The organism is Erythrobacter sp. S57(2025), assembly GCF_057365055.1.
Window position 1 is genome coordinate 352,427 of sequence record NZ_CP200299.1, and the last position, 12,660, is coordinate 365,086.

Annotated in this window: 6 protein-coding genes; 4 read left to right on the forward strand and 2 right to left on the reverse strand. The window is 57.4% G+C overall.

Going from position 1 to position 12,660, the window contains the following annotated elements:
• Positions 1-312: 312 nt before the first annotated feature.
• Genes AC0V6N_RS01600 through AC0V6N_RS01615 form a run of 4 tightly spaced genes read left to right on the forward strand, consistent with a single transcriptional unit; the run spans position 313 to position 9,871 of the window.
• Positions 313-1,698: a multiheme c-type cytochrome gene (locus tag AC0V6N_RS01600; RefSeq protein ID WP_486169845.1), complete on the forward strand. Its 1,386-nt coding sequence runs from the start codon at positions 313-315 to the stop codon at positions 1,696-1,698.
• Positions 1,699-1,700: 2 nt separating this feature from the next.
• Positions 1,701-3,653, forward strand: a complete 1,953-nt coding sequence (locus AC0V6N_RS01605) for a heme-binding protein (protein ID WP_486169846.1) — start codon at positions 1,701-1,703, stop codon at positions 3,651-3,653.
• 3 nt (positions 3,654-3,656) lie between these two features.
• Entirely contained in the window at positions 3,657-5,594 is a 1,938-nt protein-coding gene (locus tag AC0V6N_RS01610) for a hypothetical protein (protein ID WP_486169847.1), read from the forward strand.
• A complete protein-coding gene (locus AC0V6N_RS01615) occupies positions 5,594-9,871 on the forward strand; it encodes an LVIVD repeat-containing protein (protein WP_486169848.1) in 4,278 nt (1,425 codons plus the stop codon). Before AC0V6N_RS01610 ends, AC0V6N_RS01615 begins: the two co-directional genes overlap by 1 nt.
• A gap of 70 nt (positions 9,872-9,941) precedes the next feature.
• Here the strand turns inward: AC0V6N_RS01615 and AC0V6N_RS01620 are convergent, their stop codons facing one another.
• Positions 9,942-10,790, reverse strand: a complete 849-nt coding sequence (locus AC0V6N_RS01620; RefSeq protein ID WP_486169849.1) for a phosphodiesterase — start codon at positions 10,788-10,790, stop codon at positions 9,942-9,944.
• Positions 10,791-10,814: 24 nt separating this feature from the next.
• A complete protein-coding gene (locus AC0V6N_RS01625; RefSeq protein WP_486169850.1) occupies positions 10,815-12,650 on the reverse strand; it encodes a cytochrome c3 family protein in 1,836 nt (611 codons plus the stop codon).
• Between the last annotated feature and the right edge of the window lie 10 nt (positions 12,651-12,660).

Below are 12,660 nucleotides of genomic sequence, written 5' to 3' on the forward strand. Positions count from 1 at the left end.
ACAAGCGCGTCGATCATTTTGGACGGGGAAACTGACGTCCGGCTATCTTGCAGCTATCGCGAAAGAATTGAATTTGAAGGATTGACGGTTGCACTTCGCGTGTAAGCTTGGGACAAGAAACCCGGATCGTGGTAAATTTTTGAGTCGGCGGGCAAAAGCCTGCGACTTGACGGGACTATACAAGCTTTGGCCAGTCGAGGTGGCTAATTCTGTATCTGCTTGACGCTCTTAGCGACGATGCGTGCATGTGATGCAAGACTTGCGCGGCTTGGAGAAAAAGGCAAAGTTGGGGCATCTCGTGGGGGGCAAGAGATGGCAGTATCAAGGCCGAAATGGGGTGTGTTTAATCCCTTTAGCCGGATGAGCGCTGGGTTCGTTCGCCTGTTGGCGGTTGCGGGCCTAGTGGCGATCTATCCTGCGGCCACAGCATCAGGAAATGGCAATTTTGAAGGTGTGGCTAGCTGCGCTGGTTCGACATGCCATGGCCGGGCAGAGGGCAATGGAGCGGTCGTTCGGCAGGACGAAATCGCAACATGGCAAGAGCCTTCATCGGTGAGCGGCGCGCATAGCCGCGCCTATTCCGTGCTCGCCGGTCGACGTGGTCAGCAGATTGCGAACAGCCTTAATTTGGGTCCGGCGACCCAGGCGAGCGAGTGCCTTGGGTGTCATGCGACTTTTGCGCCTAGCGAAAAGCGTGGAGCCCGTTTTCAGTTGAGCGACGGTGTCGGCTGCGAAAGCTGCCATGGCCCTGCCGAGGGGTGGCTTGCGAGCCACTATGCGCGTCCTGCGACACATTCGTCGAATGTTTCCGATGGCCTTATCCCTCTCGAGAATCCTCAGGCCCGTGCGAATGTTTGTCTCGATTGTCATTATGGCTCTGAAAAAACAGGGCAATTTGTGACGCATGAGATGATGGCGGCAGGCCACCCGCGCGTTTCATTTGAGCTCGACCTATTTAGCGCGCTTCAACAGCACCACGATATTGATGACGATTATGCGTCGCGCAAACGCAGGCCCAATGCGGTGCGCTTTTGGGCCGTCGGTCAGGCAGAGGCGGTGCGCCGCTCCACACGCCTTTTCGCCCAGCCCAAGTTCGGGATGGAAGGCGCGTTTCCGCAGTTTTACTTCTTCGATTGCCATTCCTGCCACCGGCAAATTCAAGATTCGGATAGTCGCCTCCTGACGTTCGAGACTAATCCGGGTCGTCCGATCCCATTTGGCAATCCGCCGTTCAATGATGAGAATATCATCATGCTTTCTGCAGTCGCGGGCGCGCTTGTTCCGGGGCAGGCTGAGGATTTCCGCGCCGCCAGCCGTGATTTCCACCGTGCAATGTCGGGTGGCAATGCGCGTGAGGCAGCGCAGCGGCTGTCGCAGCGGGCGCGGGCGCTCTCCAACGCGCTTAGCCAGCGGGCCTATGTCGATAATGACGCTTTCCGCGTGATTGAGATCATAGGCGGGCGGGCAACGCGGCCACGCTTCACCGATTATTCAGGTGCTGTACAGTCGGTTATGGCGGTTGATACTTTGCTCAATGGCTTGGTGACGGATGGTAGGATCACGCCGGGTGCTGCTGCAGGTATTCGGGCCAATATCAACCGTGCTTATGCGGCGGTCGAGGAGCCAAACGCTTTCAAACCGGCTGATTTCCGCACCGCGCTTGCATCGGCCACCACCGCTATTCGTAGGTTGCAATAATTATGGCGCGGGGGTGGAAAGTTCTCGTTGGCGCACCGCTTTTGGTGCTGGCTGCTTGTGGAGGCGGGGATTCCGCGCCCGCTGGTGGAGGCACTGGCAATGCGCCGCCTCCTTCTCCGCCATCGCCACCGCCAGCGGGGCAGCTCTTCTCATTCCCCGCGCAAGAGAACCTCTCTGTTGCAGAGGTTCAGGCGATCATCGCGCAGGCTGCCGCCCAAGCGAGCGCTCAAGGAGACGCAGCCAATATCGCGGTGGTTGATCGGGTGGGGAATATCCTTGCCGTCTTTGCGATGCCCGGTGCGCCCGCCAATGCGCGCGTTCCTGAGGCACCAAACGGACAAAACGTCGACATTCAAGGTCTGGACGTTCCCGGTGTCGCAGCTGCCATGGCGAAGGCAATTACAGGCGCGTATCTTTCCAGCGGCGGCAATGCTTTTTCAACGCGGGTAGCTTCGCAGATTGTTCAAGAGCATTTCCCGCCAGCGCCTACTACTGTTGGCCTTGAAAGTGGCCCGCTGTTTGGGGTGCAGTTCAGTCAATTGCCATGCTCCGACCTATCCTCACGCTTTAGCGATGGAATGATCGGCCCGCAGCGATCGCCATTGGGGCTTGCCGCCGATGCAGGCGGCTTCCCGCTCTACAAGAACGGCGTTGTGGTTGGCGGCATCGGAGTGCTGGCTGATGGTAGCTATGATTTTGACCCAAATATCCTCGATGTGGATGTTGATGCGGACGAATCCATCGCGCTCGCCGGTACGGTCGGTTTTGAGGCTCCCGTTGAAATTCGCGCTGACCGCATTTCTGCAGATGGCACCTCGCTGCGCTACACTGACGCCACCTATGCGTCTTTGAGCAATGTTTCTGGGGCGAGCTTTGCAGGCACTGCAGGCACGTTGGTGGCAGTGCGCGGATACACTGACGGGACGATCCGTGCGGGTACTGCTTATGGATCGGAAGGCTCAGGAATTCGTCCATCGACAACGGCGGAGTTCACAAACCCAGACGCGTTCGTTTTGAGCGACGGCGCAGGCACCAACCGTTTTCCTGTGCGCGGCGGAACTGATGGTGCGGATATCGGCTCCCCAATCACGCAAGGTGAAGCCGCGGCGATCTTAGAGGAAGCCTTCACAGTCATGAGCCGGGCGAGGGCGCAAATCCGTCGACCGCTTGATAGCCGCGCGCAAGTAACTATCAGTCTCGTCGATACGCGGGGGCGAATTCTTGGCATCGTCCGCTCTCCTGATGCACCAATTTTTGGCACCGATGTTAGCCTGCAAAAGGCACGGACGGCGAATTTCTTCTCCGGAGCATTTGCGGCGGGTGAATTGCAAGCGGCAGAGCGCGAAGTGCCGCAGTTTGTAGACCGCGTTCGCACGTTTCTGAATGATCCCAATGCGCTGACCGGGGCATTTGCCTTCGCGGATAGATCGGGTGGCAATCTGGCGCGGCCGTTCTTCCCAGATGGCGAAGTCGGCACGCCCAATGGCCCGCTTTCCCGTCCTATCGAGCAGTTCAATCCGTTCTCGACAGGACTGCAATCGGCGCTGATTGTGCAGAACTTAGAAGAGCATTTGGGATTCGTTCTTGATCCCACTGGCACTGTCGCTGACACCAATCGTGGCTGTTCAAAGCTGCCCAATATCGCAGGAGCTGGCACGCGGCTCGACAATGGTATTCAGATTTTCCCAGGGTCGGTCCCTGTCTATCGCGGCAACCAACTGGTTGGCGGCATTGGCGTATCGGGCGACGGCATTGATCAGGATGACATGATCAGTTTCCTAGGGCTTCACAATGCTGGTGTGCGCACCGGCTCTGTGAACAATGCGCCCAATGAAATCCGCGCGGATCGTATCTTGGTACAAGTGGGCAGCCGTCAGGTGCGACTGCGCTACATCAATTGTCCGTTTGCGCCGTTCCTTGATGATCCAACGCAGAATGTGTGTGAGGGGCTTTAAGGGATGGCGGTGTCTTCACTCATCCCAATGATCGTTCTGGCGCAGCCAGCGACGTACGATACCGGGGCTGATGCTGGGCAGGAAGAGCCGCCGGCGCTCCCTCAGCCTGAGGAAGAGGGCGATTCACCTCAGCACAATCAGAGCATTGATCGCGAAGGGTTGAATACGACCGCACGCGAAGAACCGGACCCGGTCGATCCGCAGATCATCGATGGCCGTGAGCGCCCTGGTTTCAATTCAGAACTGCCCGACGCGATTGAGCAAGAGAACGAAGGCGCCATTCGTGCGCCTCCTCCCCAGGCGTTTTCACCCGATCAAGTGCCGATCCCCGATCGCTGGCGTCTGATTGAGAATGTGCCTGATATTAATGGCAATCCGGTTCTGACAGAGGACATTCTCGATCCTTACAATCAGAACACGTATAAGGGCGACCGCCCGATCAACCGCGAGAAGGTTCCGTGGCTGCCGATCACCGGGGATGATTGGTTCTTCGTCGTCAATGCGATCAGCGACACGGTTTACGAACCGCGCACTTTCCCGATCCCTGTCGGCATCCAAACCACGCAGGACCCCGATCGGCTGGACGTGTTCGGCGATGATTTCTCAACCGTCCTGTCGCAGACTTTCATTGTGGGCGCTGCCCTCCTCAAGGGGAGTACGGCCTACAAACCGCCGAGCATCGAATATCGTGTCACGCTCGCTTACAATTTGAACTATGTCGAAGTGCCTGAGCGGCGAGTGCTGTTTGTAGAGCCATCCAAGGGCACAACGCGTCTTGATCACTTCCTCGGCGTGCAAGAAGCCTTCGTCGATTATCACTTCACTGAATACGACAATGACCGGTTCGACTTCATCTCGATCCGGGCCGGTATCCAGCCGTTCCAAGCCGATTTTCGTGGCTTCTTGTTTAACGATCAGCAGCTAGGCGTGCGGCTGTTCGGCAACCGCGATAACAACCGTTTCCAGTTCAATCTGGCGGCGTTTTGGCGGCTTGAGAAGGACACCAATAGCGGTCTCAACTCAGTTGTTCAGAGCCCGCGCGATGACTTTGTTTTCATTGCCAATGTTTACCGTCAGGATTTCCTCATCCCGGCGCTGACCAGTCAAGTGACCGTTGCCTATAATCGCAACCGCGAAGGCGACGATATCGAGATTGACGACAACGGCTTTCCTGTGCGCCCCGCTCTGCTCGGCGATTTGCGTGGGCGCGATTACGACGCATTTTACTTGGGCTACAATGTCGATGGACGCATTGGCCGGATCAATGTGACGGGCAGCGCCTATTGGGTTCTGGGTGAAGATCGCAACAACTTCTTCACCGGAGAACCTGCCGACATCAACGCGCAATTTGCTGCTGTTGAGCTGAGCTATGATCGCGATTGGATGCGTTTTCGCCTGTCGGGTCTTTATCAAAGCGGCGACAGCGATCCATATGACAATGAAGTCAACGGATATGACGCGATCTTTGAAAACCCCGTTTTTGCAGGCGCTGACACCTCATACTGGATCCGGCAAACGATCCCCTTTGCAGGCGGTGGCCGCGCGGTATCGGTGAACGGTCGCAATGGTATTTTGAACAATTTGCGCTCCTCAAAAGAGCAGGGCCAATCTAACTTCAACAATCCGGGTCTGTGGCTGGTCGGTATCGGCGCTGACTTCGACATCACGCCAGAAGTTCGCGTGACGGCAAACGCCAATCACCTCTGGTTCGAAGATACGACATCACTTGAAAACCTGCGCATTGAGGGCTCGATCCCCGATGAGATTGGCTACGATCTCTCGGTCTCAGCAATCTGGCGACCCAAAGCGAACCAGAACATCGTGTTCCGCCTATCGGGCGCGACACTCCTTTCGGGTGACGGGTTTCGTGACCTGTTCGACAATCGTGGCAACCAGAATGAGTTCTACTCAGTCCTTGCAAATGTGACGTTGACCTACTGATGACAGTGAAGCCCATCTCTTTCGCTCAAGCGTTTCTGGCCCTGGCGGCGCTAGTCCTTGGTGTTTCGGTATTCCAAGCGGAGACGCAAGCGGCGGATAAGGAAACGCCGACGTACCGGGATTATTCGCTCGTAACGGCTCCGCCAGCCCCTGCGCGGCAGTCTCAAGCGCAAATGGATGCGAAGTCGGAAGGGTGTTACACCTGCCACCTCCAAACAGACGCGCCGACTATGCACACAACGCCTGCGGTGCGGCTCGGCTGCACTGATTGCCACGGCGGTAATGCGAGCGTGCGCGGCAATTCTGATCTGCCGCAGGATCACCCCGACTATGTCTCTGCTCGTGACAGTGCTCACGTTCTACCGAAATATCCTGACAGCTGGCACTTCCCATCATCGGCGAACCCAGAGCGTTCCTATTCGCTGCTTAATCAGGAATCGCCTGAATTCATCAAATTTGTGAACCCGTCAGACTACCGCGTCGCGCGCGAGGCTTGTGGTTCGTGCCACATTCAGTCGATCGAGGCGGCCGAGCGCTCCATCATGGCAACCGGCGCGATGCTTTGGGGCGGAGCGACCTACAATAACGGCATTCTGCCCTTCAAAAACTACATCCTTGGCGAAGCTTACACCCGCAGCGGTGACCCCGCGACAGTTGCGGGCATTGGCAGTGTCATCGCATCACCCGGTGACGGCGAAGAAGGGCAATTGTCACCTGAGCAAGAAGCGCGCGGTGTCCTGAGCCAGCTTTACCCGCTGCCCACATGGCATGTGATCCCCCCCGCTGACGTCTTCCGCGTTTTTGAGCGTGGTGGTCGCACGATCAACTCACAATTCCCGGAAATTGGCTTGCCTAGCCCGACCGGACAGATCCAGCGGCTCGAAGAACCGGGGCGCCCTGACCTTAAGCAGTCCAATCGGGGTCCTGGCACTGGCCTTCGCGTCGCGATCCCTGCGCTCAACATTCACAAGACCCGCCTCAATGACCCGTTCACATGGTTTATGGGCACCAATGATCAGCCGGGCGATTATCGCCATTCAGGCTGTGCCAGCTGCCACGTTGTCTATGCCAATGACCGTGAGCCGCGCCACTCGCTGATCTATGCGCAATATGGCCGTGATGGGCAGACGATCACGGTCGATCCGACGATCAACAGCCAGATGCAAGAGGGCCATGGCTACGGCTCAGAGGGCGCACTGAATAGCGGCATGGGACATGGTGGCCTGCGTCAGCCGGGTGAAAGCTATGATGATCACAATGGTGATGGCCATGGTGAAGTGCCCGAGCGCGAGAAAGGCCACCCACTCCAGCACGTCTTCACGCGGAGCATTCCGACCTCGCAATGCATGACCTGTCACATGCACCAGCCCAATATCTTCCTGAACTCATACCTCGGCTACACGATGTGGGACTACGAATCTGATGCGCCGATGATGTGGTCAGGCCCTGAGAACACTACACCGCGCCCCGAAGGCATGTCGGATGAGGATTACGAGGCATTCTATAAGGAGCAACGCTTCCCAACTGCCGAAGAAGTGCGCGCTATCCTTGACCGTAACCCGGAAGGCGCGGCCGCGCGAGGCATGTGGGCGGACCTCGACTTCCTGCGCAATGTCTATGATCTGAACCCCTATCTCGAAGACACGCAATTCGCCGATTATCACGGCCATGGCTGGAATTTCCGCGGCGTGTTTAAGCGGGATCGCGACGGCAATCTGCTTGATGCGGACAATGAAGTTCTGCGCCCCTCTCAAGAAGGCGACACACCCGAGGAGGCTCAGTATCACGACGAACGTTGGCGTCAGCGCTGGCGCCGTGATGGTGAGGAACAATTCGTCGAACCTGGAACCAATCCCGGCGAAGCGGTGCATATGATGAGCATTCATGCCGAGGTCGGGATGCAATGCGTCGATTGCCATTATGAGCAAGACACACATGGCAATGGCCTGCTCTACGGGGAAGTCGCCAATGCTATTGAGATCGGTTGTAAGGATTGCCACGGCACGGCAGATGAATACCCAACTCTGCGTACCAGTGGTCCAGCGGCTCCACCCGAAGGGCACAACCTTGCGCTTCTTCGCAACCCTGATGGTCAGCGCCGGTTTGAGTGGCTGGAGAATGAAGAGGGCCGCCGCGTTCTGATCCAACGCTCTTTGGTCGACCCAGAGCTTGAATGGGAAGTTAGCCTGGTGCGGGACAGCGTCGACCCGGCCACACCTGAATTCAACGCCAAGGCCGCGCGCTCAAAATTGATGAGTCGCTATGGCGCAGAAACGGGCCGTTTCGAATTTGGTGTCGGCATCGCGGAAAGCGACCGCGCGCACCAGAATGAAGAAATGGCATGCTTCACCTGCCACCTTTCATGGACGACCTCTTGCGGTGGCTGCCACTTGCCCATTGAGGCCAACTGGAAGACCAAATCGCACCGCTATGAAGGCGGCTCCACTCGCAACTTCGCAAGCTACAACCCACAGGTCGCCCGCGATCAGATGTTCCAATTGGGCGTCCACCAGACGACGAAGGGCAATCAAACCGCTCCGGTCCGTTCGACCTCTGCACTGGTGCTGAGCTCAACCAACATCAACCGCGAGCGCATTTATGTGCAGCAGCCGCCGATCTCAGCGATTGGCTTCTCAAGCCAAGCCTTCGCGCCGCACTTCCCGCATACGGTCCGTCTGACAGAGACCAAGCAATGCTCCGACTGTCACCTGTCCGAAGCGGAAGACAACAATGCGATTATGGCGCAGTTGCTGCTGCTGGGCACGAACTATGTGAACTTCGTTGGCATGCATGCCTTTACTGGGCTTGAAGGCGGGCTTACCGCAATTCGCGTAACTGAATATGATGAACCACAAGCTGTCATTGGCTCCTATCTGCACCGCTATTCCTATCCCGAATATTGGCAGCGCCATGTTGAGGATAATGAGCGTGAGCTCAAAAACTGGGTGCGCGGCGAGGCGTTTGACGAAGATATCTCGGGCGAAACCAAGCCATTCGAGGAATTCGTCAACGTTCATGAAGGCACGCCGGACCGGGTAGGTTGTCTGCAACTGCGCGGCGAATATCTGTTCGTGGCAGAGGGCAGCGGCGGTTTCCGGGCCTATGATGTCGCCTCCATCGCTAACAAGGGCATTTCGGAGCGGATCATCACCGCGCCATTCTCCCCGCTTGGGCAAGACACGCATGTCGATACCGAGAATGCGACCTGTATGGCGTTGCCGACGAACCAACCGATCGCGCCGGACCGCAACACTGCGCGCATGCGTGAGGTCAATCAGGAGCAACCCTTCCTACCGATCTACAATTATGCGGTTGTGACCGATGCGGTCGAAGGTCTGGTGCTGGTCGATGTGAACACATTGGCCGATGGTGAGTTCCGCAACAACTTCTTCGACCGGCTCGAATTTGCCGATGGCTCGGATGCTTGGAACCCGAATGGTGTACTGAATGGGGCAAACCACATCCATCTGGCAGGTGAGGTGGCCTATATCACCGCAGATCGCGGATTGGTGGTGGTCGATCTCTCTGATCCCAAGAACCCGCAGCTGGCCGCCGTTCGCGACCTGCCGGGGGCTAAGGCGAGCACAATTCAGTTCCGCTACCTTTGGGTGAGCGATGCTGAGGGTGTGAAGCTGTTCGACGTGACGAACTTGCGCGACCCGGTGGCTGTGCCTGAGGCGACTTATCCGGTGGCGGATGCGCGCCGTATCTATGTCGCGCGCACCTATGCCTATGTCGCTGCAAAGGGCGATGGCTTGCTGATCCTTGATGTGAAGAACCCACGCGCACCGCGCCTGCACAGCCAAGTGACGCTGGATGGCACACTCAACGATGCAGAGGACGTCATCGTCGCCTCCACCAATGCCTCGCTATTCGCGTATGTCGCGGATGGCCGTAACGGGATGAAGGTGTTGCAGCTCACCAGCCCTGATAGTCAGCGCAACTTCTATGGCTTTAGCCCGGCACCAGTGCCTGAACTTATCGCTTATGCCGATACACCCACGCCTGCGATTGCGCTGTCCAAAGGCCTCGACAGGGACCGTGCGGTGGATGAAACCGGCGGTCAGATGGCCGTGTTTGGACGGCTTGGCTCACGCCCGTTCACTCGCGATGAAATGGAGCGCCTCTTCATGACCCGCTCGGGCATTCCGTGGAAAGTCAGCGATGAGGTCAATATGGATCGCTGGGTTGGCCGCGATCTTGGCCCACTACGTCGCAATGCCGATATGGATGCGCAGCCTGAGAGCGAGGCGACAGGGGCACTGGGCGGCGACTAAAAGAAGAAGCCGCCAGCTGGGACCTGGCGGCTCTCTTTTTTAGGCAAAGATTGGGTATACGGCCTTGCCTCTATTCGCGTTCGGCGAAGAGGCCCTTCATCATCGGCTTTAGGTGATCTTCAAACCGAGCAAGCGTTTGCCAGTGGCCTACGGGCTGGAAGTGGGAGACAAACTCACCGTCTTTCCAAAGATGCAGGCTGTAAAAGGGCGGTTCCGCTGCAACGATAGGCCGCTTGTCTGCCACGTCTGTGTCCATTGGCCGCAGATCAAGCGCGACTGCGGGTGCGACGGCTGGCGTCACGCTCAACGGAATGCCTTCAATCATCGTGTGCAATGGTCGGTGCAAATGTCCGGCCTGGACAGAGATGATCTGCTTGTGGCCCCTGATTGTGTCACGAAATCTCTGAAACCATGCCTCGTGCGGCTTGGGATCCATCCATTCGATCCCTGCGACCACGGGCGGGTGATGCATGAAGATAACGGTGGGCGTTTCCGGATGCGCGGCTAGTTCCTTTGCCAACCATGCTGCGCGGACCTCGCAAAATGCGCCGCCATGGCGACCGGGCTCAAATGAGTCGACGCAAACGATCCTCAAGCCATCTTCTTCGATCGCGAATTGCGCAAAGCCGTCGGCCACGGGACATTCGGGAAACGCCTTGAGCATTTCTTCCCGGCTGTCGTGATTGCCCGGGATGACGTGAACTGGGAAGGGGCATTCTGAAACCAGATCACGAATGCGATCATAACATTCAGGCTGCCCGCCATCGGTGAGATCACCCGAAAGGATCAGCATATCGGGTTGGACCGGCTGGCTCAGCAGGTGGCCAAGGACGTTGCGAAAGCGAACGAAGTTGAACTCATTCTCGCCCGCTTCGGGTTCAAACCCGACATGCGTATCAGTAATCTGAGCAATCAACACGTCGCGTTCACCTGCTCCTTCTTTCTATCGTCTTAGACTGCTGAGGATGGCAGCAACAGAGTCGCTTCCGCCATTTCCGGGGAGATCAGGGTGATCCTCTGGCCGCCAAGGCATGGTTGGTGTGTGATAACCATGGCACATTGCGCAGCTTGATGGAGTGATTTCCTCGGTTTTGCTCGCCGTTTCGCCCTGGTGGCAATCGCGACAGCTCTCCACATCCGGGATTAGCAGGTCGGTGGCTTCACCCGACGTGTCTGTTGCATGGCAATCGGTGCATTCCGCCACATCATCGCCGTGCGCTGCGTGGCTGAAATAACCATGCATCAAAAACCGGTCGGGCAGATTTACCGGTGTGAGGTCACGTCTGCCATTGGTGCTGGTCGGGATATGGCATTCGCCGCATACTCCAGTTGGCTCGAGCGCGCGATTGATCGCGATGTAAGCGCTCATCGGGCGGCCAAAGTTCGAATAATAACGGCCACCGCGCGCAAATTGGCCCGGACGGCTGCGCCCTTCGACCCGCGGACGGCTTGGGCCACGATTCATGGTCGCAAGATCTGCCATTAGATCATCGACATCCCCGTGGCGAAGCGAGCGGAAATTGGGACCGGCGCGATCGAACACCAATGAATGGCAGGCCTCACATGCAGGCTCCATCTCTACAGGCGCAAAATCGCCGTAATCGGATGGCTTTCCGCCCTGTTCGGCGACTTGCACAATCAGCGCCTCATCGCTCCAGTCAGAATGGCAATCGCTGCATTCAAGCGGTGCGCCATACTGGTCGAGGCTGATCGCCATGCGGGCAACGCCGCTATTTTCGGATACGTGGACATCGTGCGGGAAGATTAATCCGCTCATTTCCTGAATGGGCTGGTCGAGCGATACACGGTTCGGCTTTTCATCGAAGTGCGCGGTGTAGAATTGCGGGCGGAATTGCGGGTGCTTCTTCCCGAAATCAGCCGCGTTTCCGAAAGATGCGTTGGAAAGCCGTGCATCCAGTTCGTTGTGGCAGTCTGCGCAGAACTTTTCGTTTGATGCCTCAAGCTTGACCGGGCCCTCATGTTCGGAATGGCATGAGACACAGCCCAATGGACCTTCTTTGCCCAGCGTCTCAGCAATTGACCACTGGATCGCATCGCCTTGGCTAAGCGGTGGCATCCCCTCTTTGAGGCGAGGCATTTGCGCGTGCTCACCCAATTCCTCATGACAGGTCAGGCAGGTTTCATCCTGCACCGAAACGAAGGGTGTCACGTGGCAGGCCTCACAATTCTCCTCTAGGTCATGGTGAGCCATGCTGAGCTCTCCTGAGCTCCACGCCGCATCAAATAGAACCTGACCTTCCATCGGATTGTCTGGGTCGTTTTCGACCGGATCACGGGTGAGATGCGTAAAGATAGGCACCGAAAGCAGCAGGATGAAAATGGCAAGAGAGCCGATCCAGGCAACAGCCCGTTTCGACGGCATCGCACTGGCGAGGGCAAACCCTTCAAGAGCATCGCCGGCACCTGCGTCCTTCTCAACCTGCTTGATAACGATCTGCACGGGACCATCCGCGTCACGGGATATGGCGAGGCGTGCGGAACCAAGTGAAAGTTCTGCGCCAATATTGGGGTCGATTTCTGCGTGTTCTTCAACACGTCCATCAATCCCAAAGCCAAGACCGCTAACGGCCTCAGCACTGAGCATTCCGCCGCCTGCATCAAACAGACGTACATGGTGTTGCTCGACCGCAAGATCGGGCAAGTGAATGTCATTTTCGGCCGCGCGGCCAATCGTCAGCGCGTCTTGATCCACCGTGCGATCGCGCACGATCTCTCGACCAGAGGAGGTGAAATCGATGGTTCGGATCAGGAATGCCACAGCGCTCGCC